Origin of the sequence: Massilia pseudoviolaceinigra (genome assembly GCF_030846505.1) — a bacterium.
In the GTDB taxonomy this organism is placed as follows: domain Bacteria; phylum Pseudomonadota; class Gammaproteobacteria; order Burkholderiales; family Burkholderiaceae_D; genus Telluria_A; species Telluria_A violaceinigra.
Map to the genome: position 1 here is coordinate 38,685 of NZ_JAVCWL010000019.1, position 24,843 is coordinate 63,527.

Consider the following 24,843-nt stretch of genomic DNA (forward strand, 5'->3'; position numbering starts at 1 on the left):
GACAAAAGATGAACGATGCCAAACTTTACCATCGGGCCTGCGATGTTGCGCTTTCGATACGCCAAATGGCGCGCCGCGCGCGGCCTTTACCCACCTCGCATGCGCGCCGTCAGCCGTGCGCTCCCGCCTCGACCGCTATCGCCTGGTTGGCGCTGGCAACCGGCTTGATCCGGGCCAGCACGCCGATCAGCTCGGCCGTGTTGGCCGGCTTGACGAAATAATGGTCGAAACCGGCCTGCACCGCGCTGGCCTTGTCGTATTTGTTGCCGTAGCCGGTCACGGCGATCAGGGTGGCGGCGCGCGCGTGCGAGCTGGCCCTGAGCCGGCGCGCCAGTTCGTTGCCGTCCATGCCGGGCAGGCCGATGTCGAGCAGGCAAGCGTCCGGCCCGAAGCTGCCCACGCTTTCCAGCGCCCGATGCGGATCGTGCTCGACCATCACCACGTGGCCGGCCGACTCCAGCACCATGGCCATGGCGTTCGCGGCATCCTTGTTGTCGTCGACCAGCATCAGGCGCAGCCCTTCGCCCGCATGGTAGCCGGGTCCGCGGCCGGAACCGCCGGCCCCGCTGGGCGCGGCGTGCTTTTGCAGGTATACCGAGAAGGTCGCGCCCTCCCCCAGTCCCGGGCTGGCCGCCGTCACATGGCCGCCATGCAGCGATACCAGACTGCGCACCAGCGCCAGTCCCAGGCCCAGCCCGCCCTGGGAACGGTCGGACGAGCGTTTTTCCTGCGTGAACAGGTCAAAAATGTGCGGCATCAGCACGGCATCGAGGCCAATGCCGTTGTCGCGCACGTGCAGCTCGACCGTGTCGGCTTGATGGCTGATCTCGAGCATGATGCGTCCACCCGGCTGCGTGTACTTGGCCGCATTGTGCAGCAGGTTGGTCAGCACCTGCACCAGCCGCTTGCGGTCGCCCCACACCGCCACCTCGCCCTCGCCCGGCACGTCGAGGCTGAGCACGTGGCCGCGCTCGGAAATGAGCGGCTGGGTTTGCTCTACCGATTCCAGCACCACCTGGTGCAGGTCGATCAGTTGCTTGTCGAGCACCACCAGCCCCGTGTTGACACGCGACACGTCGAGCAGATCGTTGATCAGGCTCGTCATATGGTTGACCTGGCGTTCGATGATGACGCTCGACATCTTCACGCGCGAGGCATTCTCTGGCGCCATGGCCAGCAAGTGCGCGGCCGAACGGATCGGCGCGAGCGGATTGCGCAGCTCGTGCGACAGCATCGCCAGGAATTCATCCTTGTGGCGCCCCGCTTCGCGCAACGATTCCTCGGCGCGCTTGCGGGCGCTGACATCGATCGACACGCCGCGTATGCACTTCGCATTGCCGGCATCGTCCGCCACCACGGTGGCGTACACCTGCAGCCAGACAATCTGGCCATTGTCGGGCCGGCGCAGGCGCACTACCTCGCCGTAGCTGCCATTCGATTTGATCGCCTCGCTGCGCGCAAGTTCCATCCTTTGCAGATCGGCGGGATCGAGAAAATCCCACAGACTGCGCATGTCGGTCCAGTTTTCGCCGAACAGTTCGGGCGCGTTATCGGAAAACAAGACCTCATTGCTGGCCAGGTCCCAGTCCCACACCACCATGCGCGCCACTTTCATGCCTTCCTTCAGGCGCAGTTCGCTGCGCTGCAGTGCCTGGCGCGCCATGGTGCGGTCGGTGACGTCGAAGCCCTGCACGAAAATGCCGCTCACGCTGCCGTCTTCGATGATCGGCTGGTACACGAAGTCGATGTAGGCCTGGACCGGCTCGCTGCCGGGCGCCATGCGCAGTTCGATGCGCAGGTCGCCCGCCTTGTATGGCTTGCCACTGGCATACACCGCGTCGAGCAGCTCGAAAAATCCCTGGCCGACGACGTCGGGCAGCGCCTCGCGCACGCTCTTGCCGATCAGCGGACGCTCGCCCACCAGGCGCAGGTAAGCCGAATTGGCAAATTCAAACACATGCTCCGGACCGCGCAGGATGCACATGAAGCCGTGCGCCTGCTCGAACAGCGAACGCAGGCGCGTAGTTTCGGCTTCGCGCTGCTCGCGCAGGGCCTGTTCGGCGCGCAGGCGCTGTCCGGTCTGGATGGCTTCGAGCCGCTGCGCCTGCTCTCGCTGGGCGATCTGTTCGGTCAGGACCAGGTTCATCCGCTCCAGCGCCGCCTTGGCGTTGTGCTGGGGCGTGACGTCGTTGCACACCACCAGCACGCCGTGCACGCCGTCGTGGTCTTCGATCGGGCTGTAGCCGTAAGTCCACCAGACATCCTCGCGCTTGCCGTGGCGCGTGACCGGGACCAGCTGGTCTTCATGCCAGGTGCTGCCGCCGCCGGCCATGACCGTCTCGATCTGCGGGCCGATAATGGGCCAGATTTCTTCCCAGCAATCGCGCCCGCGCTGGCCCAAGGCACACGGATGGCGCTCCGGACCCATGGTCAGCCGGTAGGCGTCGTTATAGAACTGCACCAGCTCGCCGCCCCACCACAGGAACATCGGATGGCGGGAGGTGAGGATCAGGCGGATCGTGCTTTTGAGCAGCGTTGGCCAGTGTTCGGGGGGACCTAGGGGAGTGGTGCTCCAGTCCTTGGCGCGCATCAGGGCGCCGAGTTCTCCGCCGTTGGAGAGGAAATCAAATGTCAGACGCATCCAGTGCCCGGGTTGTTGTCGCCGATAATGAAGCACGCGCACGGTAAAGCAGTGGCGCATGCGTGATCGTATCATTATGTAACGACATGTGACGTACCGTTTGTCCAACGTCGGCGGATGACAACACCCGCGCGCGATCAGCCCGGGAGATCATTGAGTGCGGTGCGCGCCGCGGGCAGCAGCGCAGACACAGGCGCCAAGGCGGCGCTGGTATCGACGTAGTCGAGCAGCACGTGGCGCGACCAGCCGCCGGCGGCCCGGCGCAGCGGGCGCGCGCGCAGGGTCGGCACGTTCGGGCGCTTGCGCAAGGCCGGCTCGGGCGGTGGCGGCAACAGTATCGGAACGTCGCGCGCCATGCCCCTGGCGCCCGCCAGGAAGCCGAGGATGCGGTTCTCGACATCGTAGAACACCCCATCTTCGAACCAGCCGATGTGCTCGCCCTTGAGCGAAAACGCGCTCAAGCCGAACACGAAACCGGCCGGGTCGCCGCCGATGGTGCGCAAGCAGAATTCGTCCAGGATGGCGGACGCCCTGCCCGCCTCGTCATATAGCCAAGTAAGCAAAAATCATCCCCTCAATGCGTCTTGTTGTTCCTTCCATTGATTTTAACTTGTAATATTCGCAACTTGGCGCACCGTTGAAATGATCGTGGAATCAGGTCCAGCCGGCGTCGACGACGAATTCCTGGGCCGTCATCATGCGGCTGTCGCGCGCGCCCAGGAACAGCGCCATGCTGGCCACATCCTGCCCGACGATGCGTCCCGGCAGGCACTGGTGTTCATCCATGGCGCGCTCGCCGGCCGGGTCGACCCATTTGTCGAGCTGGCGCGGGGTCATGACCCAGCCCGGCGTGAGCGTGTTGACGCGGATGCCGCTCTTGCCGAATTCGCGCGCCAGGCTGCGCGTGAGGCCGTTCACGGCCGACTTGCTTGCCGCGTACACCGGATAGCCGGCCACCTTGTTCTTCCAGCCGGTCGAGCCAAGATTGATGATGGCCCCGCCGCCGCGCCGCTGCATGCCTTCCATCACCGCCTGGGCCGCGAAGAACGCGACCTTGAGGTTGATCGCGACCTTGTCGTCGAAGTATTCCGGACTGACCTGCAGGAAATCGTGGCGCTCGTCGTTGGCGGTATTGTTGACCAGCACATCGAAGTCGCCCAGCTTCTCGCCCGCCGCCTTCACGCTGGCGCGTAGCGCATCGATATCGGACAGGTCGCAGCCGATGAAGTACGGCGTATGCGCCACCGTGCCGGCCAGGCCGTCGACCAGCTCGGTGGACGAGGCGATATCGCGGTCCGCGAACGCCACGCGTGCGCCCTGGCGCGCAAAGGCGGCCACGATATCGGCCCCGATGCCCGAACCGCCGCCGGTCACGAAGACGGCCTTGCCGGCCAGGCTCGGGTAATTCGCAAATTCCATGGTGTTTCCTTTTTCTTGTTGTTGAGCGCTGATGCTGCCTATGCTGCTGATGCGCTTTGACTGTTCATGCACGCGGCATGCCCCGCTGCCGCTAGCTGGCCTGGGTGGACTGCCACGCGGCGACGAACGCCGCAGCCCGCGCCCCCAGTTCGTCGGGCGTCACGCCAGGCGCATACAAGGCGCCGCCGATGCCGAAACCGGTGGCCCCGGCCGCGACCCAGGCAGGCATGGTTTCCGGCGACACGCCGCCGACCGGCCACAGGGGCGTGCCCGGCGGGAGCACGGTCTTGAAGGCTTTCAGGCCGGCGTAGCCGACCATCTCGGCCGGGAAGATCTTGAGCGCGTGGGCGCCGGCGCCGAGCGCGTCGAACGCTTCGCTGGGCGTTGCCACGCCGGGCGCGCACAGCATGCCCAGCGCCGCCGCGCGCGCGATCACGGCCGCGTTGCAGTTCGGCGCGACCAGCATGCGTCCGCCGGCCGCATGCACGGCGTCCACATCGGCCACGCTGAGCATGGTGCCGCCGCCGACAATGGCGCCCGCCGGCGCCATGCGCGCGAGCAGCGCGATCGATGCGAGCGCGCCGGGGCGGTTGAGCGGCACTTCGAGCAGGCGAAAGCCGGCCCCGAACAGGGCTGCGCCGGCTGCCTCGGCGTCACGCGCTTGCAGGCCACGCAAGATGGCGACCAGCGGGGGATTGAATTGGGTCAGGTCCATGATCAGAGCCTTTCAAAAAAGTGGGCCAGCGCGGCCAGGTAAACCTCGTCCGGATCGTGCGCGCGCGCCGGCATGCCGTAGTGCTCGGCCGCGCTCTCGTAGCGCGCACTGAGCGCGGGCGAAGCGATGATGTCGATGGCGCTGTCGGCATGGCCCTGCGCCGCCACGAACTCGGTGCCGATCAGCAGGCCGCTGACGAACGAGCGCGTCTGCGCCGCCGCCATGGTCTTCGACACCACGCGCGCGCGCACGCCGAACAGCGCGTTCGACAGCGGCCGCGCGCGCCGCGCTTCCTGCAGGCCGGCGGCAAAGGCGCTGTCGTCGTCCGGGCCGGCGGCCATCAGTGCGGCCAGCGTGCCGCCGGCGGCCAGCATCGAGAACAGTTCGCCGGTCATGTAGGTCACCAGCTGGTCGACGCGGCCGCTGCGCAGGAAAACCCACTTGCTGTGGGTCCCCGGCAGCACCACCCAGCCGTCGCTCAGGCCGCGCCCGGCGGCGCCGAGCAGTTGCGTCTCTTCGCCGCGCATCACGTCGACCGCGCCATCGCGCGTGCAGTAGCCGGGCACGATGAAGCAGCCGGGGTGGCCCGCCACAGGCGCCAGGTGGGCCGGCAGCGCGGTCAGCGGCACGCTGGTATCGAGATACGGCACTTCCTGCCAGCCGCTGGCCGAACCGACCATGCCGGACATGACCACCGGCATAGAGGCGCCGACGTTCATGCTGGCGCGTAGCGCCGCCAGCGAGCCGGCGAAGTCGCCGCCGACGGCCAGCATGCCCTGGTCGTCCGCATGGCGCGCCAGACACTTGCCGTCGCGTCCGACAAGATAGGCGCGGCGGTTGCTGGTTCCCCAGTCGATACCAAGTAGTTGCGTATGCATGGTTCCTCTCATAGTTTGTACGATAAGCCGAGATTGAAGCGCCGTCCGAACTCCGTCACTTCCTGCTCGTACGGATTGTTCGCGCTGGTGTAGACCATCTTTTGGTTCGTCACGTTATCGACACCAAAACGCAGCTGAAGTTTCGGCGTGAGGTGCTTGGCGAACGACAGCGCGACATAGGTTTCGGCGTCGTTGTCGACCAGCTGGCCCGCGCCCCAGGTCGGGTTGCGGACAAAAGCGCTGTAATAGTTGGCCGACATGCGTGCCTCGTAGCCGGCTTTTTCGTACCAGACGGTCAGGCCGCCGTTGTGCTTCATCAGCCCTTCGATCGGGAACGGTTTGGCGGCCGGGATATTTTCGTGGATGTTACTGGCAGTGTAGGCGTAGTTCCCGGAGAGTCCAAGGCCGCTGGCGAAGGATTGCTGGTACACCAGCTCGGCCCCGCGGATATTGCCGCCCTTGCCGTTGACCGAACGCGTCACCAGCGCGCCGCGCCCATCCAGCGTGGTCCGGTCGCTGGTGATGCCGATGTAGCGGCTGATATCCTTGTAGAACAGGCCCGCCGACAGCAGCGCGCCCTTGTCGAAGTACCATTGGTAGGCCAGGTCGATCTGGTCGGCCAGCATGGGTTTCAACTGCGGATTGCCGGCGCTGCCGGTCAGCGGCTGGGTGGGATTGGCGTCCACGTTCAGGTTGCGCGAGGCGCGCATTTCGTCGAGCGGCGCGCGCGACATGGCGCGGGCGATGGAGAAGCGCACCTGGCGTTGCTGCTTCTCGTCCAGGTTGAAAACCAGATTCACGCTCGGCAGCACTTCGGTGTAGGAAGCGGCGTCGCTGAGCGCCGTGGGCGCGGCGCCGTTGAGCGCCTGCATGCCCTCGCCGGCCTGCCTGGTGTGAACCACGCGCACGCCGGCATTGCCGCGCAAGGTTTTGCCGAACAGCGTGCCATCGAGGTCGGCCTGGCCGTACAGCGAGGCGCCGCGCTCGCGCACCTTCCAGCCCGACAGAAGGTCGTTCTGGGTGCGCGGGCGGCCCGCCGCGTCGAAAGCGCCCGGTCCGAAGGCGGCCGCCGTGCTGGCGCCGAAGTCGCGCAGCGCGATGTAGGGCGCCATGCCGGCCACGTTGACGGTCTCGTAGTGGGCATCGGGAATCGCAGTGATCGGGGCGACCTGCCAGGTGGTCTGGCCGTATGACTTTTCGCGGTGGGTGACGCGCGCGCCGAACTTGAGGCGCTTGGCCGGGCCGAGCTCGATATCGCGCGCCGCGTTCAGGTGCAGCGCGCTCAGTTCATCCTTGAGGCGGCCGTCGGTATCGATGTGCATCGTCGGGCTCCGGAAATTGGCGGGGTTGCCGCTGTCCTGGCCGAGCGAGAAGGCTTGCTGCTCGCCGCCGGTGAAGGCCCAGCTGAGGGTACCCGTGCCGCGGCTGAACTGGCGCAGGTCGCGCCACTGGCTGTCGCGCTGCGCGCGCGAGGTGGACAGGTCCGCCTCGAGCTTCCAGGCGCCGGCCGTGGTTTTGCCGTTGACGCCCAGCGCCAGGGTGCTGGTGTCCTGCACCCACAGCGAATCGTGGTTGCTGAAGCCGATGTCGGCCACGCTGGCGCCGGCCACGTAACCGTTTCGGATATCGAGCTTGCTGTAGCGACCCTTCTGGCCGTTATCCCAGTTGCCGATGTCGCCGCTCCAGTGCTGCAGGCCCGGTTCGCGGATCTTTGCCAGGGCGTAGTAGGCGTCGGCGGCGAGCAGGCTCTCGCCGTTCTTCCATTCGACTTTCCCCAGCACGCTGGAGCGCTCGTCGGTGCCGCGCAAGACCTTGTCCTGGAAGCCCCACGGCGTTTTGTCGACCGTGCCGTCGCCATCGATGTCGCCCGCATTGTTTTCGTTGAAGCCCCAGTGATCCTTGTTCTTTTGCAGCGAAGGCTGGTCCTGGTAGCTGAACGCCAGCGCCACGCCGAGCGACTTGTCGAAGAACTGGTCGAGGTAGATGCCGCCCACGCGCGGCGCGGTTTTCTTCGCTCCCGGGATATCGCGCCCCAGCGCGTAGTACAGCGCATCGGCGCGCAGAGAGGCCTGGCGGCCCCTGTATTTGAGCGGCTGCACGGTTTTCAGGTCGATCGTGGTGGCCACGCCGCCTTCCACCAGTTCGGCCGACTGGGTCTTGTAGACGGTGGCGCCGCTGAGCGACTCGGACGGAAACTGCTCGAAACGTACCGAACGATCCGGTTCCGACGTAGCCAGTTCGCGCCCGTTGAGGGTGGCACCGATGAAGCGCGGGCCGAGACCGCGCGCCACCACCTGGCTGGCGTTGCCGCGGTCGATGCCGGACGACAGGCCAGGCAGGCGCGCCAGCGATTCGGCGATGGTGGTGTCGGGCAGCTTGCCGATGTCTTCGGAGGCGATCACTTCGACCATGCTGTCCGACGCTTCCTTGACAGCGAGCGCATTGCGCACCGACGAACCGATACCGGACACCGTCACTTGCTGTACCTCGTCGGCTTGGGCGCGGGCCTGCGCCGCGGCGAGCGGCAAGGCGAACAGGCTCGCGATCAGCCAACCGAGTTGTTTCTGTTTCATCCGGGTCTCCTGGGTTTGTATGGTGCTGCCATGCGCAGTTCGCTTTGCTGTCCGCGAATCCGGGTCATGGTCAGGATCGTACGGACTCCAGGAATATGATTCCAATTGCTTATTTATAAAAAGGCATGCTTAAATCATATAGCTTGGGACGGTCGATAGCGCAGGGCCGCCACTTCGCGCATCGTGGCCAGCATGCTCTCGGCGCCGGGGGAGAGCTGGTGGTGGCGGCGCGTGATGATGCCGTACATGTCCATGCGGATGTTCAGGTCGAACGGCAGCACGGTCAGCAGGCCCGTTTGCAGGTAGGGCTGCGCCAGTTCCAGCGGAAGCGCTACCACCATGTCGCTGCCGGTCAGCAGGTGCGCGATTACGGGAAGGGCCAGCGTTTCGACCGTTTCGGCCGGCGGTTCCAGGCCGCGCGCGAGGAACAAGGCGGTCAGGCGGTCGCGCAGGATGCTGCCGTTGGGCGGCAAGATCCAGCCCTGGCGCGCCAGTTCGTCGAGCGTGAGATCGGTGCGCCCGGCCAGCGGATGGCCGGCGCGCACGATCAGGCTGTGGGGTTCATCGGTGACCGGCTCGAAATACAGTTCGGAGGCGGCACCCGTGTCGAGAATGCGTCCGACGACCAGATCGAGTTCGCCGGCGCGCAGGCGCTGCACCAGGATCTTGCTGGTATCGACGGTGATCGACACGTGCACGCGCGCGTGGCGCGATTTGAGCAGGTTGACCGCCTCGGGCACCAGGCTGGTGGACGGCGTGAGCACGGTGCCCACATCGACCCGGCCGCGCAGGCCGGAGAGCAGTTCCATCACCTCCTGGTGGGCGGCGTCCATCTCGGCCAGGGCCGCGCCGGCGCGGCGGATCAGCACCTGGCCGTACCAGGTGGGCGCCACGCCGCGCGGCAGGCGCTCGAACAGCTGCACGCCGAGCGCGTGTTCGAGTTCGCCGAGCAGCTTGGAGGCGGCGGGCTGGGTCAGGTTCGCCGCTTGCGCCGCGTGCATGATGGAGCCGTGCCGGCCCAGTTCGACCAGCAGCACCAGGTGGCGGGTCTTGAGGTGCGAGCGGACAAATCGGTCGGAGCGTGGATCAGGCATGGGTGTCTGTCGGAAATCAGGGATGCCGATGATATATGCACAGTAAGCAAAACGTCAACACATATGACATCTGACGTTCCGACAACTGCCATTCTCGCTTATGTGCGGCGTTCTCCGCGTGCCTTGAGCTGATCGAGCAGCACGGCGGCCAGCAAGATCGAGCCGCGCACCAGATACTGGTAGAACGAATCGACGTTGAGCAGATTCATCACGTTCTCCACGGTCCCCATGATCAGTACCCCGATCAGCACCCCGAAGATGCGCGCCTTGCCGCCCTGGAGCGAGACGCCTCCGAGCACGCAGGCCGAAATCACATCGAGCTCGAAGCCCTGGGCCGCATTCGGCTGGCCGCTGGTGATGCGCGACGCCAGGATCAGTCCCGCCAGCGCCGTCACCAGCCCTTGCAGCAAAAAGATCCACACGCGCAGCTTCTCGACCTTGACGCCGGCCAGGCGCGCCGCTTCCGGATTGCCGCCGATGGCCAGGGTGTTGCGCCCGAAGACCGTATGATTGAGCAGCACGCCGAAAATGAGGAAGCAGGCGCCGGCCACCAGCACCGGCAGCGGCAGCCCGAACACCTGGGCATCGCCGAACGCGATGAAGGCGTCGGAGTTGATGCCGACCGCCTGCCCTTGGGAGGCGATGAACGCCAGTCCGCGCACCATCAGCATGGTGGCCAGGGTGGCGATCAGCGCATTGACGCGCAGGTAGGCAATGAGCACGCCGTTGCCGGCGCCGATCAGTGCTCCCGCGCCCAGGCCGGCGCCCACCGCCAGCGCCACGCTGCCAGTGCGCTCCAGGACCATGGCCCCCAGCACGCCGGCAAAGGCGATGGTGGAGCCGACCGACAGGTCGAAGTCGCGTGAGGCCAGGCATAGCATCATGGTGCAGGCGACCATGCCGATCTGCGCCACCGACAGCATCAAGCCGACCACGTTGGCGACCGAGAAGAAGTTATCGACCGTGGCCGCCAGCACGGCGAACAGCACCGCGTACGCCAGCGGCATGCTGTATTCGATCAGGAGCGCGCGCTGGCGGCCGGCCAGCGCGGGGGCGCCGGTGTGGGTGACTGGGATGGTGCTCATGCGGTTCTCCGGGAGGTGTTATCGGCGTTGTCGCCGTCGCTATCGCTATCGCTATCGCTATCGCTATCGCTATCGCTATCGTTATCGTTATCGTTGTCGTTGCCGCTGTCGGGCAGCGCCAGGCGCAGCACCGCTTGTTCGTCGGCGTCGGCACGCGCCAGCTCGCCGACGATGCGCCCGTCCCGCATGACTGCCACGCGGTCGGAAATGCCGAGCACTTCGGGCAGTTCGCTCGAGACCACGATCACGCAGCAGCCGCGCGCGGCCACTTCGTGGATGATGCGGTAAATGTCGTTCTTGGCGCCGACATCGATGCCGCGTGTCGGCTCATCGAGCACCAGCACTTTCAGGCCCGGTTCGGCCAGCCAGCGCGCCAGAATCACCTTTTGCTGGTTGCCGCCCGAGAGCAGGCGGATTTCCTGCTCGCGGCTGGGGGTCTTGATGCGCAGGCGGGCGATGAATTCGTCGGCCAGCGCCGCCTCGCGCGCATGGCGCAGGAACACGCCGCCCAGCAGCGCATGGCGGCGGCAGCTGATGTTGATGTTTTCGGCCACCGAGGACTGGGCCAGGATGCCCTGCTCCTTGCGGTCTTCGGGACACAGCACGATGCCGGCCGCAATCGCCGCCGACGGCCCGCCCGTCGCTACCGGCGCGCCGTCGAGCATCACGGTGCCGGGCGCGCGCTTGTCGGCGCCGTACATCTGGCGCATCAATTCGCTGCGCCCGGCCCCCACCAGGCCGAAAAAGCCCAGCACTTCGCCCGCGCGCACGGAAAAGTCGCAGCCGTCGGCCATGCCGCGCACCGCCAGGCGCTCGGCGCCCAGTTCACGTTCGCGGTAGTCGTAGATGTCGCTCAGCTCGCGCCCGACCATGTCGCTGATCAAACGGTCGCGCGGCACCTCGGCCATCACCGGATGGGTGGCGACCTTGCGCCCGTCGCGGAAGATGGTGCAGGCGTCGCACAGCGCGTACAGTTCCTCCAGCCGGTGCGAGATGTAGATCAGCGTGCGCCCTTCGGCGCGCAGGTCGCGCACCAGCCGGAACAGGATTTCCGTTTCGCGGTGCGACAGGCTGCTGGTCGGCTCGTCGAAAGCGATGACCTGCGCGTCCTGCATCACCGCCTTGCAGATCTCGACCATCTGGCGCTGCGCGATCGACAGGTCGGCCAGGCGCGCGTTCGGGTCGAGGTCCACCCCGATCTTGGCAAGGCGCCTTGAGACCAGCTCGTTGGCGGCGCCCTTGTCGAGAAAGCCCATGCGGGTCGGCATGCGGCCCAGCAGGACGTTCTCGGCCACTGTCAGCTCCGCAACGTACTGCAGTTCCTGGTGAATGATCGACACGCCGGCGGCGATGGCGTCGCTGGCCGAACCGAAGCGCACCTCGCGCCCGTCCAGCAGCAGGCGCCCGCCGTCCGGGCGGTATTGCCCGCCCAGGATCTTGAGCAGGGTCGACTTGCCGGCGCCGTTTTCGCCCAGCAGGCCGTGCACGGTGCCGGCATGGGCCTCGAAGCTGACGCCCCCGAGCGCGATCACGCCGGGGAAGTGCTTGGAGACCTGGTCAAACTCGAGGTAAGCGGACATCGTGGATCACTTCTCCATTTCGGCGTGCACTTTGACGGCATTGGCGCGCGTCATCAGTGTGCCGGCGGTCAGCGTTTCGGCCGCCGGGACCTTGTTGGTGACGATCCAGTCGTACAGATTGGCGGCGGTCTCGTAACCGTGGCGTTTCGGGCTGATCATCACGGTGCCGAAGAAACCGGTCGGCTGCGGCTTCGCGAATTCGTTCAGGGCCGTCTTGCTGCCGCCGATGCCGATGCCGATCATGGCGTCGGCGCGCATGCCGCGTCCTTCGGCGGCGCGCACGGCGCCGAGCACCGCTTCATCGTTCAGTCCCACCGCCACCCAGCGCTTGAAGCGCTGCTGCTTGGTGTAGGCGATGTTGGCGGCGTTGAAGGCCGATTCGGTATCGGTCTTCGATTGCGCCGCATCGACAACGTTCGCCGCCGGCACGCCAGCCGCTTTGAGCGTGTCGACCGCGCCCATGGTGCGCTCGCGGGCCGTCGGCAACTGATCGTACGACACGCGCAGGATGCCGACGTCGGCCAGGTTCCAGCCGCGCGCCTTGATTTCGGCGGCCAGTCCGGCGCCCACCTGCTTGCCAATGTCGTAGCCCGAAATGCCCATGTGCGGCACCGATGCCAGCGGCTTGCCGGCGCCATCGAGCAGGCGATCGTCGACCGAGATGACTTTCATGTTATTGCGCTTGGCGGCGCGTTCGACCGCCTTGCCCAGCTTGACGTCCGGCGCGCAGATGACGAACCCCTGCGCCTTTTGCGCGGCCAGGTTGTCGATCGCGGCGATCATTTTTTCACCGTTCGGGATGCCGATCTTGATCAGGGTGAAACCTTTGTCCTTGGCGGCTTGCTCGGCGAAGCGCCATTCGTCCTGGAACCACGGCTCCTCGGCCTGCTTGACCAGGAAGCCGATCTTGACCGGGTCGGCCGCCTGGGCGGCGCCGAAAGCGCATGCCACGACAACGGCCGCGGCCAGTTTTGCGAGAGTAGGGAAGGTTTTCATGGTGGTCTCCTGTTCAATTATTGTGATGGATGATCGTCGAATGGACTGTCTGGCTGGCCCGCGACGCCGGGAACAGAGACGGTGAACAAACCGCCCTCGCCTACTGCGGCGAGCTGCGTAAGGCCAGCACCGCCAAAGGCGATGCTGCTGCAATCGAGCGCGATGCGCCGTACCACCTTGCCGTCGGGCGCGTACTGGACCAACTGGCCCGCCTGGGCGTTCCACAGGCAGTCGGCGGCGTCCAGCACCGCGCCGCGCGGCGTGGCACCGGCATCGAGCTGCGCGAACACCTTGACGCCGCCGACGCGGCCACGCTCGGCGTCGTAGTCGCAAGCGAGAAGCTGGCTGGCGCGCGCATCGGCGAAGAACATGCGCTTGCCGTCGGCGCTGAAGCAGATCGCGCTCGCTTCGGCCACCACCGGCAAGGCCAGCCGGCGCAAGCCGTACTTGCCCGAAAACTGATAAAAACTGCCGATCGCGCGCCCGTCCTTGGCCACGTTGCGGGTTCCGAACACCAGAAAGCCGCGGCGGTCGGTGCAACCGTCGCTGATCGCCGTGCGCGGTTCGGCGGCGTCCACCGCCACCAGCGGCTGCACGCGCAACTGGCGCGGACCGGTGTCGCGGCCCGGCTCGGAGAAGCCGAGCCGCTTGCTCAGCCCGAGCAGCACGCGCCCGGACACGCAGTGCGCCAACAGGCCGGCGGCGTCGGGCAGGCGGCAGGCCAGCGGCGCCGGATCCTGCTCCGCCAGGGCGTGCACCGCGTGCGCGCCGCTGCCCGCCCACCACCAGCGGTGGCCGCGCGCATCCCAGCGCAGGCAGCGCCCGGGATGGTGCGACAAACGTGCCGATGGCGCCGTCATCGTCACGGCTTCACGTCGAGACGGTAGATCGGTGTCACGCGCACGGCGCGCAGTTCGGCGATCTGCTCCTTGCCGCCAAAGTTCGGACGGCCTTCCTTCGGAATGTAGACCGGGGCGTCGGCGCGCAGCGGCAGCACCGTCAGGGTCAGCGGACCGCTGCCCGCATGGCGCGCCGCGAACTGCCAGCCGTAGCCGCTGTAGTACCAGTCGTCGAGCATGCGGGTGCCGTTGAACAGACGTCCGATATCGCCGACGAAATCGAGTTCGATCAGCGCATCGAGCTTGTTCTGCTCTCGCGGCAGCTCGATCGACCAGGCCGCGGCGGCGCTGAAGCTCTCCGGCAGCGGCTGCAGCGCGGCGTTGGCCAGGCCGCCGATCATCACCGGGCGCACCGGGCGCGCCACGCGCACCGGCTTGAACGTGGCCGCATGGCTGCGCGCCGGCAGGGTAACGGCGAACGACTGGAACATGCCGTCCTGGCCGGCGTGAAGTGGCATGTCGGCCTTGGGCGTGCGCGGCAGCGCCGGATACACGGCGAAGCGGAAGGCCGGATTGCCGTCCGAGCGCAGGCGCAGGCCGCCGTCGGCAAACCAGGTTTGCTGGGCGCCGATGACAAGGCGGCGCTGGCCGGCCAGCTGGCCGATTGCCAGTTGCTGCGATTGTTCTGGCGTGAGCACCATCAGCGTCACGGGCGCCCTGCCGGCGCGCCGGATCGTCACCGCCGCCTGCGTGCCGGGGGTGATGCCGTCGATGACGGTCTTGCCGCCATCCTGGTTGACGCGCGCGCCGGGGGCTGTCAGGCTGGCTGCGGCGGCGTCGAAACCCAGTTCGACCGGAATGCCGGCGCTGGCCGCGAACACGTACACCACGCCAGCCGTGCCGTTATCGAGCCGCGCCAGCGGCTGCGCCGTGGCATAGGCCAGGCGCGTGCCGTCCAGGTCCATGTTGACCGGCCAGATAAAGTAGGCGCCGTCGGCCAGGTCGACCGGCTGGCGCGGGAACTCCACGGTCTGGCCGGGCAGCTTGACCGAGAAGCGCACCTGGCGCTGCAGCGGCATCGGATACTGGCGCACATGGTTGCTCACGAACAGAAAGGCGCTGTCGCCCTGGCTGCGCACGGACAAGCGCGGCGTCTTCAGGTCGCCCGGGCCAGCCGGCACGACATCGGGCTTGCGCACCGTCATGGGCGCGAGGCGGTCGCCGAAGTCGCGCATGAACAGGTGGAAGGGGCGCAGGCGCGTGAGCACGGGGCGCTGCTGGCCATCCGGGCCCAGTGGCGCCTGGAAGTCGTAGCTGATCATCGGCGTGTCGTTGTAGCCGCCGGTGAGCGTGCTTTCTTCCAGCGTGGTCATGCCGACCGGATTGCGCCCGCCGTGGAACATGTAGTAGCCGACCAGGTTCACGCCGGAACTCAACTGCACCGGCAGCATCGAGGCGATATCGCCGCTCGATACCACCGGGCGGCGGCGGTACATGAACGGCAGGCCGGCGCCGTATTCGGCGCCCAGGAACGGGGTCTTGTCGATATCGGTGTCGGCGGTGCCGCGCGTGCTGGCCCTGGTCTGCGCACCGAGGTCACCGCTCACGCGGCTGTCGAAGCGGAAGGCGTAGGTTTCTTTCGGCGCCAGCTCGGTGGTACTGCGCGCCCATGGCTCGTCGGGATAACCGCCGAACACCGGCGTGACCTCGCCGGACGGATACACCGTCTGGTCCCAGCCGGTGACGGTGTACAGCGGCACGTCCATGCCGGCCTCGCGCGCCATGCGCTTGAGGGTGCTGATATGGCCGGCGCCTTCGCCCGGCCCATTGAGGTTGTATTCGTTTTCGATCTGCACGCCGATCACGCGGCCGCCATCCTTCCACAGCAAGCCCTTGAGCTGGCGTCCGATCTGGCCGTACAGGCGCGCCACGTGACGCAGGTACTGCGGGTCGTCGCCGCGCGTGGGCATGGCGCCCACCACCCAGTCGGGAATGCCGCCGTAGCGCACTTCCGCGTGCACCCACGGGCCGACCCGCACCATCACGTCCAGGCCCGCGCCAGCTGCCAGCTGCACGAAGCGGCGCAGGTCGCGCTGGCCGTTCCAGACGTACGTGCCCTGCTGCTCTTCGTGGTGGTTCCACATGATGTAGGTGGCCACGATGTCGATCCCGGCCGCCTTCATCTTGCGCAGTTCCGCTTCCCATTCGTCGGCCGGGGTGCGGCTGTAGTGAAACTCGCCCATCACCGGCATCCACGGCTTGCCGTTGCGGGTCAGGTACTGACTGTTGGCGCCGATGCGCTCACCGGAAGGGGACACCGAGGCACCCATTTGCAGCTGGTTTTCGAGCGGCGCCTTCGCCGGCGCGCTGGCGTCGATGCGCAGCAGGGCCTGGCCGCACGCGGTGCTGGCAAAGGCGCCTGCCACCAGCAGCGGCAGGCATTTGACGATCAGGTGCATCTTGTCTCCGTTATTACTGTTTTTATTTTTTGTGGTGCTGCGGGGAGGGAGGCCCCTCATGTCTTGATTTTGTTTACCGCTACCACTCGGCGACGCTGCCATCCTCATGGCGCCACAGCGGATTGCGCCAGTCGGGCGCGTTCTTGCTGGCCTCTATCACGCGTTCTTCGTCGACCTCGACGCCCAGGCCCGGCTTGGTCAAGGCCGCGATGTAGCCGCCTTCCATGCGGAAGTCTTCCTTGTTCTTGACGTAGTCGAGCAGTTCGGCGCCCTGGTTGTAATGGATGCCCATGCTCTGTTCCTGCAGCACTGCGTTGTGCGAGACGAAGTCGAGGTGCAGGCAGGCTGCCAGCGCCACGGGGCCGAGCGGGCAATGCGGCGCCACGGCGACGTCGTAGGCTTCGGCCATGGCCGCGATCTTGACGCATTCGGTGATGCCGCCCGCGTGCGACAGGTCCGGCTGCAGGATCGCCAGGCCGCCCTGTTCGAGCACGCGCTTGAATTCGAAGCGCGAGTACATGCGCTCACCGGCCGCCAGCGGGATCGAGGTCGATTCGGCCAGGCGCGGATAATATTCGGCCTGCTCGGCCAGTACCGGCTCTTCGACAAACAGGGGCCGGTATGGCTCGAGGGCGCGCAGCAGCACCTTGGCCATCGGGGCGGCCACGCGGCCGTGGAAGTCGATGCCGAATTCGATCTCGTTGCCGAAGGCTTCGCGGATGTCGGCGATGCGCCCGACCGCCTGGTCGACCGCGCGGGCGCTGTCGAGCATGCGCATTTCTTCGGTGCCGTTCATCTTGAAGGTGTCGATGCCGACCGCGCGCAGCTTGCGGATGCCGGCGATGACGTCGGACGGACGGTCGCCGCCCACCCAGCTGTACATTTTCATCTTGTCGCGTACCCGGCCGCCCAGCAGGTCGTAGACCGGTACGCCGAGCAGCTTGCCCTTGATGTCCCACAAGGCCTGGTCGATGCCGGCGATGGCGCTCATCAGAATCGCGCCGCCGCGGTAAAAGCCGCCGCGATACATGGCTTGCCACAGGTCGTTGATGCGGCCCGGGTCCTGGCCGATCAGGAATGGCGTCATCTCGTGGACCGCCGCTTCGACCGTGCGCGCGCGGCCTTCGATCACCGGTTCGCCCCAGCCGACGATGCCTTCGTCGGTCTCGATCTTCAACAGCATCCAGCGCGGCGGAACCCGGTACGTCGTCAGTTTGATGATTTTCATCGCTTAGCCATTAGTCAAGAATGACAAGCAGTCTAAGCCTGCGAGCTAAGCTCGAAATATGAATATTCGACAAAAAGCTATACTCAAATCGCATAGCTTACGCGTCTTGCGCTGCTCGCTATGATGGATATTCTCCGTAGTACTTTACTGACGGAAATATCACATGCTTTTGCAGGGAGCACGCGCATGACATTCCGCATGACATTCTGTTCTCAACTGATTGCCGGCACCGTGGCATTGGCCGGGCTGCTGGCACCCGGCGCGGCGTTCGCCATTCCGATCGCTTCACCCGGCACCGAGGGACTGGCCGTGCTCGCCGCGAACGCGGGCGCCATCGTGGCGACCTACCAGGGCAGCTCGGCCGACTATGCCAACGACCTGTATTTGTTTACCGATGACGGGGTCGACAACAACGATGTGTTCATGTTCAGTAATCGCGACACCCCGGTCGGCGGCATCTTCAACCTCGGGCGGTTCGTGGTGGGCAGCGAACTGATGTTCCGCCTGCACGTGAATACGACCGGGCGCGATTTCTTCAGCGGCCCCGCCAGCCGCAATCCGGACCGGCGCCCCCATGCGCGCGTGCAGCAGGACTGGACGCCCGGAACCGCACTCGTCAGTTTTGAGGATTTGCGTGGCGGCCCCTACAAATTCAATGATCTGAGTTTCTCGCTGAGCAATGCGGCGACCACGGTGCCGACCATCCCGCCGCCCGTGCCCGTTCCCGCGCCGGCCTCGCTCGGCTTGATCGGCATCGGCGTCGCCGGCCTGCTGGCCGCACGGCGGCGCCGCGCCGGTTGATGCGCGCGCACACACCGGCCGGGAACCTTAGTCGGTGCACTGTTGTCCAATCAGTCATCACTTCAGTGGAGACTTGCCATGACCAACAGCAACGCTCATGAAAACGACCAGCCGGACCAACTGCCCGGCGCCACGCCGTCAACCGCGTCGCGCCGCCCCGGCGTGCCGGATGAGGGCAGCACACCACCGGACGACGGCCTGCAAGCGCCGGACTATCCCGATGACGACGAACTCGATGACGACGATCTGCGGCTGATGGCTGACACCATGCCCGGCGAGGGTCCGGGCGACGACTAGGGACGCCGCCTGCACCAGCGCCAGCGCCAGCGCCAGCGCCGCAGGCGCGGCAGGCAATGCGCTCCATTTCCAAGTGACAAGCTATCGCTTTGGCTTTTCAGATAGGTATTTTTATTCCCGCATCCGGAAAAGGAAGCGCCGCCCTTGCACCTCCATCAAAAGTTCCCCTTTGGTATGCGTCGATAATTTATACAGGCCTGCGCGTGTACGCCGTTGGCACGGCGCCGTGGAGGAAGACGATCAACGAACCGGAAGGGAAACAGCATGAAATCGATGCAATCGGAAATTGCGGATTCAGTCACCAGCGGCGGGATGTCGGATGCCGGCAGCGCCAGCACGCACGACATGCCAGGCGCTCAGATGATGAGCCAGCCTTCGGCAGCGCCAGCGGCGGAGGACGACACGCCCGACGCGCAAGCACTGGCTGTGCAGCCGGGCCCGCGCCGGCCAAGTTCGTCCCCGGTGGTGTCGTGGGGTCCGAACCGGCTCGACGTGTTCGCGCTGGGAACGGGCCGCGCAATACATCACAAATGGTGGAATGGTTCGAGCTGGAACCCGTCGCTGACCGGCTATGAATTCATGGGCGGTGTCGGCACCAGCGCGCCACAGGCCATCTCGACCCAGGCCAACCGCCTGGACGTGTTCGTGACCGGCACCGACAGCGCGCTGTATCACAAGCAGTGGAACGGCAGCAACTGGTTGCCTTCGCTCACCGGCTACACCAACCTGGGCGGCCTGTGCATCGGCGACCCGCGCGCCATCTCGTGGGGCCCCAACCGGCTCGACGTGTTTGTCGTCGGCACCGACCGCGCCCTGTATCACAAGTGGCGCAGCGGATCGACCTGGGGACCATCGCTGACCGGCTACGAAAACATGGGCGGCATCATCATGGAGCAGCCTGAAATTGTCTCCTGGGGCCCGAACCGGCTCGACGTGTTCGTCATTGGCACCGACCGCGCGCTGTATCACAAGTGGTGGAACGGCAGCAGCTGGGGTCCGTCGCTGACCGGTTACGAAAATCTGGGCGGGGTGTGCATGTCGGCGCCGCGCGCGGTAGCCTGGGGCAACAACCGCCTCGATGTGTTCGTGACCGGCACCGATGGCGCGCTGTATCACAAGTGGTGGAACGGCAGTACCTGGCTACCCGCCGGAGGTAACCTGGAAAAGCTCGGCGGCGTGTGCGTCGGCATGCCCGAGGCGGTGTCGTGGGGTCCGAACCGCATCGATGTGTTCGTGGTCGGCACCGACAGCGCGATGTATCACAAGTGGTGGAACGGCAGCAGCTGGGGTCCATCGCTGCTCGGCTTTGAAAACATGGGCGGCATCCTGTCCTCGCAACCGCGTGCGGTGGCGTGGGGCCCGAACCGGCTCGATGTGTTTGTCACGGGCTCGGACAGCGCGCTGTACCACAAATGGTGGAACGGCTCGAGCTGGGGACCGTCACTCACCGGATACGAGGCCATGGGCGGCATCATCCAGAATTTCGGCCAGTCCCCGGTCGGGGCTGCCGACTCGGCGGACGCCTCCGGCCAGCCTGCGCAGTTGAGCAACGATATGGATAGCTGACTTTTCTGTCCGCTGCAGCGCGGCGACGATCGCTCCGCGTTGCGCCTGGCGCGGCGGTGACAGCCTTGCCGACCGGGAGACAGCCCACGCATGCGTGGGCTTTTCTTTGCCGCCTCCGCGCCTTCCCGCACCGGCAGCGCACTCGAAGTTGCGCACCGGAAAAATCGATGCGACAAATGGCAACGATCCGCTGGCCTGTCAAGGCGACGGCACTGTTATCCAATGCTCAAAATTATATATTTACAAGCTCTTCCCTTTTTAACAGCTCTACCCTTAACATCCCCGCTTTGGCTCCGGCCGACCGATAAGAGTGCGCATGACGACCACGACGATAACAGCCGAATTTCACTTGCTTCCGGAAGACATGGCGGCGGCTACCAGGCTCAACTTGCAAGCCTATCTCCCCGCGCCCATGGAATTCGGATGGGATCTGTCTGCAAGCGTCGGCGACCCGGCTTTTGGCCCCAACTACAAAAAAGTCATGAGCTGGACTGGAGTAGCCGGCAAGCAATACGCGATTCGCGCGACAGACGACCAGCAAGCGCCCATGATCTGGGTGTACAACGAACGCGGCGAAGCAATTGTCCAGGAGTACGACTATTCCGCCGATGGCAGCGCCTATCTGCACGATTTCATTGCGCCCTATTCGGGAACCTTCTATGCCAGCGTCCTGATGTACCCGGGGTCCTCGGGCAGAAGCGTGCGCCTCTATGCGGACCTGGACACGGCGACGGTGAGCACGCCCTCCCCCATTGCCGGCAGCGGCGCAAACGACAAGCTCCTTTCCACCATGGGCGGCGAGAAAATCGATGGCGGCGCCGGCGATGATGCCCTGATCTATTCCTGCGACCGGGCGGCCTACAGCATGATCAACATGGGTAATCGCCTGACGATCTCGGCCAAAGACGGCCTGGAGGGGTCCGATGAGGTGCGCAACGTGGAGCAGGTCGCCTTTGCCGATGGCGTTGTCGACCTGCGCTACAGCATGCTGGCGGAGTCGCTGTATCTGGGCTATTTCGGACGCGCCGCCGATCCGGCCGGCTTGCGCGCCTTCCAGTCGCAGCTCGCGGCGCTGAAGGCACCCGACAACGCCAGCGAATTGAGTGGCAAATACGGCAGCGATGCGGGCATCCGGAACCTCATCGACTCGTTCGGCACGAGCGCCGAATCGACGGCGCTGTACCCGGGCGACACCCAGGTGTTCGTCAAAGCCATCTTCAACAATCTGTTGAACCGCGCCCCGAACCAGGCCGGGCTCGATTTCTGGACGAGCGCCATCGATTCGGGCCAGCTGACCCGCGCCAACGCCTCGCTGGCGATTCTTGGAGGGGCGCAGTCGAACACGTCGGCCCAGGGACTGACCGACAAGCAAACCATCGCCAACAAGGTCAGCGTTGCGTGGAACTTCACGGCCGAGCTGGATGTGCCGACAGAGATTGGCGCGTATAAGGGCAGTGACGCAGCCGCGGCAGCGCGCACCCTGCTGTCGATGGTATCGGCGACGACGGCAATCGATACTTACCAAGTGCACGTCAATTACGCGATCCTGTCGTTTTCACCGCCACGCACGCCGGCCGATCATGCCCAAGACATGCCATCCGCATCCGCGCACGACACGCCGATCGACCTGTTGGGCATGGATACCGCAGTGGTCTCGGCGTTGCTGGCCTGAGCCACGTGCACGCGGCGGCGCCGCAATAGCGCGAACCTGGTGGTGCGGGCGCTGGCCGGCCCCGGCCCACGATACCCGTAGCGCCGCCGGACGCCGCTTACTGCGCCACGATGCGCAGCAACTGGCCGTTGTCTTCATCGGTAATCACGTACAGATGCCCGTCAGGCCCCTGGCGCACATCGCGCACGCGCTTGCCGATCTCCAGCCGTTCCTGCGACACCACATTGCCCTCCTTGTCGAGCACGATGCGCCGCACGTCCGTGGTGGCCAGCCCGCCGCTGAACAGGCTGCCGCGCCATTGCGGGAACTGGCTGCCGCTGTACTGCGTCAGGCCGGATGCGCCCGGCGACGGCACCCATGCAATCTTCGGTTGCGTCATGCCGGGCACGACCGGCTGGCCGACCGGTTCGCCCGTGCGGTAATCGCGCCCGTAACTTTGCAGCGGCCATCCATAATTTTGACCCGCTTCGACCAGATTAAGTTCATCGCCGCCGCGCGGTCCGTGTTCGGTGGCCCACACGCGGCCGCTGGCGTCGAGCGCCATGCCCTGGATGTTGCGGTGGCCGTAGCTCCAGATCTCCGGCAACGCTCCGGGGCGCGCAGCCAGCGGATTGCCGGGCGCGGCCTTGCCGGCATCGGTCAGACGCAGGATGGCGCCTTGATGGCTGCCCAGGTTCTGGGCCTGGTCGCGCGCCAGCATGCCGCCGATTTTCTGCGGCGGATTGCCGCCGTCGCCGACGCTCATCAACAAAGTTCCGTCCTTGTGCCACAGCAGGCGCGAGCCGTAATGCTGTCCGCCGCTCTTGTCGGGCTGGACGCGGAACAGTGTCTTGATGCCGTGTACGCGCTTGCCGTCGAACACGCCATGGACCAGGGTGGTGCGGTTGGCCTCATCGGTACCGGTGGCCATGGTCATGTAAATGCGCGGATTTTTCTTGTCGCCCGGATGGATGGCAATGTCGAGCAGGCCGCCCTGTCCGTTGGTGAAGACCGGCGGCATGCCCTCCAGCGGAACTTGCTCGAAGCGTTTGCCCTTGAGCAGATGCAGCTTGCCTTCCTTGGTACTGACCAGCAGGCGCCCGTCCGGCAACCACGCCATCGACCAGGGATGGGACAAACCTTCGCCGGCCACTTCCGCGCGCCAGCCTTTGGCGGGCGGCGGCGCATCGCTGGTGGGCAATTGGGCCAGCGCGGCAGGCAGCGCCAGCATCATCACCGCGATGCTCAGGGTGTGGGGCAAGGGAATTGGCAACATCGGGTATCTCCTTAACAATGGGGGTTCGCCCATCATCGTACCGGATGACTGCCAGATGCGCACGCCCGCCATCAACACCGGGCGTGGCGTATTGACGATGCGCCGGCCGTGGCGGGCCGGCGCATCGGGGGGCGCTTACTGCTGCTGCGACTCCGCCTGGAACTGATAGGCGCCAATGTCATACCCGGTTTTCGCGTTGCGCGGGTTTTCCAGGTAGTCGAATGGGAGCGCCTCGGTCGCCGTGCCGCGTCCGATCGCAGGCGAGCTGCTGGTCAGGCGCAGGTCCGGCGTGCCGGTCCGCTTGTAGTCCACGAACAAGGGCGCCGAGGTCACGGTCTCGGTGTGCTTCAGGCCGTTTTTGAGCCTGAAGTTATAGGTCGAATTCTGGAACACCAGATTGTTGCGGTAGGTATTGTTCTTGCCCGTCTGGCCCTGCTCCGACACGCCCATCTTGTTGTCGTACACAATGTTGCTGTACACGGCCGTGTAATCGTTCGGTCCCTTGGTGTGATAGTAGTCACCACCGCCGACGATGATGCCGGTGCTCGAGGTCGTCACCGTGTTGTTGGTGATGATGACGCGGTTGGCGTCGTGCCACAGGTGGATCGCGCCTTCCGAGACGCGGTAGACCACGTTGTTCTTCACGCTGCCCGAGGTGCTGACATAAATGCCCTGGATAAAGCGGCAGCCGACAGGGCCGATGTCGTGCACGAGATTGCCCACCACATCCGACTTGATGCCCTTATAGTAGCTGTCCACGCCGATGGCCGAACCGCCGCCGCTGTTGCAGCCGACCCCCTTGGCGACATCGTGCACATGGTTGGCGCGGATCATGGCGTAGGAGCCGCCGTTGTAGATGCCGTTGGTCCACTTGCTGCCGCTGCCATCGACGTGAAAGCCGACGATGTCCACATAGCTGCCGCGGTTATCCCAGGCCGCCTTGCCGCTGGAACCGGGGGCCACGATCTTGGCGCCCCATTTGGTGCTCGACACGTAATAGATACGCCCGCTGGCGGAACCGCTGACGGTGGTCTTGATGCCGCCGGTGTAGGTGCCGGGGGCCACGAACACGGTGGTGCTCGGCTTAGCCGCTTTCGACGCGCGTGCCAGCGTCTTGAACGGTGCGGCGGCGGTGCCGGCGTTTTTGTCGTTGCCGTTCGGTGCGACGTAAAAGTTGTAGGTGGTGGAAGGAACGGCAGGCGCTAAGGCTGCCGGGGCGGGCGCCACTGCCTGCTGCCCCCTGGCCTCGGCCAGGGCGGCGGCATCGCTGGCGCCGTACGCGGTCGTGGTGGCCCGGGGCGGCATGGCGTCGGCGGCGCCATAGCCGGTCAGGGCGAAATCTTTCTCGGTGTAAGGCGTTGCGCTGCTGGCCTTGGCATCGGCGCCATTGTCCTGGGAAGCAATGGCGGCGGGTTCGGCCTGATCGCCATCGGCGCGGACCGCCATCAGCGGATCGACCGGCGCCGTGGCGGCAGTGGTCGATTCGGTGCTGACGATATAGCCGGCCGTCTGCGTTTGCTGCTTAGCCTGGGACAAGTCCTGTTGGTCAGCACCACCACCGCACGCGGTCAGCAAGACCGTCATGCTGCTGCACAGCAACGCACTGACACGGATGTCCGAAGCAAAAGTGACAAATTTATTCATTACAGGTTCCTTACCTTGTGACGTGAATGAGTAAGGTTTGAGCCGGATCAAGTGTTTAGGTTCAACTATTTGCTAGGAAAATTTCTGTCAAGTATGAGAAC

The 24,843-nt window shown here is 65.7% G+C and carries 18 protein-coding genes and 1 pseudogene; 4 read left to right on the plus strand and 15 right to left on the minus strand.

Annotation, left to right across the window (positions count from 1 at the left end):
- Positions 1–109: 109 nt before the first annotated feature.
- The 13 genes and pseudogenes from RBA40_RS19030 to dgoD all read right to left on the minus strand — a co-directional run bounded on the left by RBA40_RS19030 (position 110) and on the right by dgoD (position 17,507).
- A complete protein-coding gene (locus tag RBA40_RS19030; RefSeq protein WP_306649331.1) occupies positions 110–2,641 on the minus strand; it encodes a hybrid sensor histidine kinase/response regulator in 2,532 nt (843 codons plus the stop codon).
- Between the two features lie 137 nt (positions 2,642–2,778).
- Entirely contained in the window at positions 2,779–3,204 is a 426-nt protein-coding gene (locus tag RBA40_RS19035; RefSeq protein WP_306649332.1) for a 4-fold beta flower protein, read from the minus strand.
- Positions 3,205–3,295: 91 nt separating this feature from the next.
- Positions 3,296–4,060 (minus strand): SDR family NAD(P)-dependent oxidoreductase, encoded by a 765-nt coding sequence (locus RBA40_RS19040; RefSeq protein ID WP_306649333.1) that lies wholly within the window; start codon positions 4,058–4,060, stop codon positions 3,296–3,298.
- A gap of 91 nt (positions 4,061–4,151) precedes the next feature.
- A complete protein-coding gene (locus tag RBA40_RS19045) occupies positions 4,152–4,775 on the minus strand; it encodes a 2-dehydro-3-deoxy-6-phosphogalactonate aldolase (RefSeq protein ID WP_306649334.1) in 624 nt (207 codons plus the stop codon).
- Between the two features lie 2 nt (positions 4,776–4,777).
- Positions 4,778–5,653, minus strand: coding sequence for a 2-dehydro-3-deoxygalactonokinase (locus RBA40_RS19050; RefSeq protein ID WP_306649335.1), 876 nt, complete (start codon positions 5,651–5,653; stop codon positions 4,778–4,780).
- 8 nt (positions 5,654–5,661) lie between these two features.
- Positions 5,662–8,226: a TonB-dependent receptor gene (locus tag RBA40_RS19055; protein ID WP_306649336.1), complete on the minus strand. Its 2,565-nt coding sequence runs from the start codon at positions 8,224–8,226 to the stop codon at positions 5,662–5,664.
- A gap of 134 nt (positions 8,227–8,360) precedes the next feature.
- A complete protein-coding gene (locus RBA40_RS19060; RefSeq protein WP_306649337.1) occupies positions 8,361–9,320 on the minus strand; it encodes a LysR substrate-binding domain-containing protein in 960 nt (319 codons plus the stop codon).
- 98 nt (positions 9,321–9,418) lie between these two features.
- A pseudogene (gene araH / locus RBA40_RS19065) lies at positions 9,419–10,345 on the minus strand (L-arabinose ABC transporter permease AraH); the annotation flags it as partial.
- A 56-nt stretch (positions 10,346–10,401) separates the two neighbouring features.
- Positions 10,402–11,985 carry an L-arabinose ABC transporter ATP-binding protein AraG gene (gene araG / locus RBA40_RS19070; protein WP_306649339.1) on the minus strand — a complete coding sequence of 528 codons (1,584 nt, stop codon included), beginning with the start codon at positions 11,983–11,985 and terminating at the stop codon, positions 10,402–10,404.
- A 6-nt stretch (positions 11,986–11,991) separates the two neighbouring features.
- Positions 11,992–12,981 carry an arabinose ABC transporter substrate-binding protein gene (locus RBA40_RS19075; RefSeq protein ID WP_306649340.1) on the minus strand — a complete coding sequence of 330 codons (990 nt, stop codon included), beginning with the start codon at positions 12,979–12,981 and terminating at the stop codon, positions 11,992–11,994.
- Between the two features lie 17 nt (positions 12,982–12,998).
- A complete protein-coding gene (locus RBA40_RS19080; RefSeq protein WP_306649341.1) occupies positions 12,999–13,841 on the minus strand; it encodes an SMP-30/gluconolactonase/LRE family protein in 843 nt (280 codons plus the stop codon).
- 2 nt (positions 13,842–13,843) lie between these two features.
- A complete protein-coding gene (locus RBA40_RS19085) occupies positions 13,844–16,279 on the minus strand; it encodes a beta-galactosidase (protein ID WP_306649342.1) in 2,436 nt (811 codons plus the stop codon).
- A 79-nt stretch (positions 16,280–16,358) separates the two neighbouring features.
- Entirely contained in the window at positions 16,359–17,507 is a 1,149-nt protein-coding gene (dgoD, locus tag RBA40_RS19090) for a galactonate dehydratase (RefSeq protein WP_306649343.1), read from the minus strand.
- Between the two features lie 198 nt (positions 17,508–17,705).
- On the opposite strand from dgoD, the gene RBA40_RS19095 reads away from it, so the two are divergent.
- The 4 genes from RBA40_RS19095 to RBA40_RS19110 all read left to right on the plus strand — a co-directional run bounded on the left by RBA40_RS19095 (position 17,706) and on the right by RBA40_RS19110 (position 21,843).
- On the plus strand, positions 17,706–18,308 hold the full coding sequence (locus tag RBA40_RS19095; protein ID WP_306649344.1) for a PEP-CTERM sorting domain-containing protein: 603 nt from the start codon (positions 17,706–17,708) through the stop codon (positions 18,306–18,308).
- 78 nt (positions 18,309–18,386) lie between these two features.
- Complete coding sequence (locus RBA40_RS19100) at positions 18,387–18,605, plus strand: hypothetical protein (RefSeq protein WP_306649346.1); 219 nt, start codon at positions 18,387–18,389, stop codon at positions 18,603–18,605.
- A gap of 264 nt (positions 18,606–18,869) precedes the next feature.
- A complete protein-coding gene (locus RBA40_RS19105) occupies positions 18,870–20,171 on the plus strand; it encodes a PLL family lectin (protein WP_306649347.1) in 1,302 nt (433 codons plus the stop codon).
- Positions 20,172–20,487: 316 nt separating this feature from the next.
- Complete coding sequence (locus tag RBA40_RS19110) at positions 20,488–21,843, plus strand: DUF4214 domain-containing protein (RefSeq protein ID WP_306649348.1); 1,356 nt, start codon at positions 20,488–20,490, stop codon at positions 21,841–21,843.
- A 97-nt stretch (positions 21,844–21,940) separates the two neighbouring features.
- Here the strand turns inward: RBA40_RS19110 and RBA40_RS19115 are convergent, their stop codons facing one another.
- Both RBA40_RS19115 and RBA40_RS19120 read right to left on the minus strand, forming a co-directional pair.
- A complete protein-coding gene (locus RBA40_RS19115) occupies positions 21,941–23,098 on the minus strand; it encodes a PQQ-dependent sugar dehydrogenase (RefSeq protein WP_306649349.1) in 1,158 nt (385 codons plus the stop codon).
- A 135-nt stretch (positions 23,099–23,233) separates the two neighbouring features.
- Entirely contained in the window at positions 23,234–24,742 is a 1,509-nt protein-coding gene (locus tag RBA40_RS19120; protein WP_306649350.1) for a right-handed parallel beta-helix repeat-containing protein, read from the minus strand.
- Between the last annotated feature and the right edge of the window lie 101 nt (positions 24,743–24,843).

Coding starts and splice junctions, on each gene's coding strand:
- RBA40_RS19120 (WP_306649350.1), bottom strand. CDS start 24,742: ATGAATAAATTTGTCACTTTTGCTTCGGACATCCGTGTCAGTGCGTTG.
- RBA40_RS19045 (WP_306649334.1), bottom strand. CDS start 4,775: ATGGACCTGACCCAATTCAATCCCCCGCTGGTCGCCATCTTGCGTGGC.
- araG (WP_306649339.1), bottom strand. CDS start 11,985: ATGTCCGCTTACCTCGAGTTTGACCAGGTCTCCAAGCACTTCCCCGGC.
- RBA40_RS19060 (WP_306649337.1), bottom strand. CDS start 9,320: ATGCCTGATCCACGCTCCGACCGATTTGTCCGCTCGCACCTCAAGACC.
- RBA40_RS19055 (WP_306649336.1), bottom strand. CDS start 8,226: ATGAAACAGAAACAACTCGGTTGGCTGATCGCGAGCCTGTTCGCCTTG.
- RBA40_RS19110 (WP_306649348.1), top strand. CDS start 20,488: ATGACGACCACGACGATAACAGCCGAATTTCACTTGCTTCCGGAAGAC.
- RBA40_RS19050 (WP_306649335.1), bottom strand. CDS start 5,653: ATGCATACGCAACTACTTGGTATCGACTGGGGAACCAGCAACCGCCGC.
- RBA40_RS19040 (WP_306649333.1), bottom strand. CDS start 4,060: ATGGAATTTGCGAATTACCCGAGCCTGGCCGGCAAGGCCGTCTTCGTG.
- dgoD (WP_306649343.1), bottom strand. CDS start 17,507: ATGAAAATCATCAAACTGACGACGTACCGGGTTCCGCCGCGCTGGATG.
- RBA40_RS19095 (WP_306649344.1), top strand. CDS start 17,706: ATGACATTCTGTTCTCAACTGATTGCCGGCACCGTGGCATTGGCCGGG.
- RBA40_RS19085 (WP_306649342.1), bottom strand. CDS start 16,279: ATGCACCTGATCGTCAAATGCCTGCCGCTGCTGGTGGCAGGCGCCTTT.
- RBA40_RS19075 (WP_306649340.1), bottom strand. CDS start 12,981: ATGAAAACCTTCCCTACTCTCGCAAAACTGGCCGCGGCCGTTGTCGTG.
- RBA40_RS19030 (WP_306649331.1), bottom strand. CDS start 2,641: ATGCGTCTGACATTTGATTTCCTCTCCAACGGCGGAGAACTCGGCGCC.
- RBA40_RS19105 (WP_306649347.1), top strand. CDS start 18,870: ATGAAATCGATGCAATCGGAAATTGCGGATTCAGTCACCAGCGGCGGG.
- RBA40_RS19115 (WP_306649349.1), bottom strand. CDS start 23,098: ATGTTGCCAATTCCCTTGCCCCACACCCTGAGCATCGCGGTGATGATG.
- RBA40_RS19100 (WP_306649346.1), top strand. CDS start 18,387: ATGACCAACAGCAACGCTCATGAAAACGACCAGCCGGACCAACTGCCC.
- RBA40_RS19080 (WP_306649341.1), bottom strand. CDS start 13,841: ATGACGGCGCCATCGGCACGTTTGTCGCACCATCCCGGGCGCTGCCTG.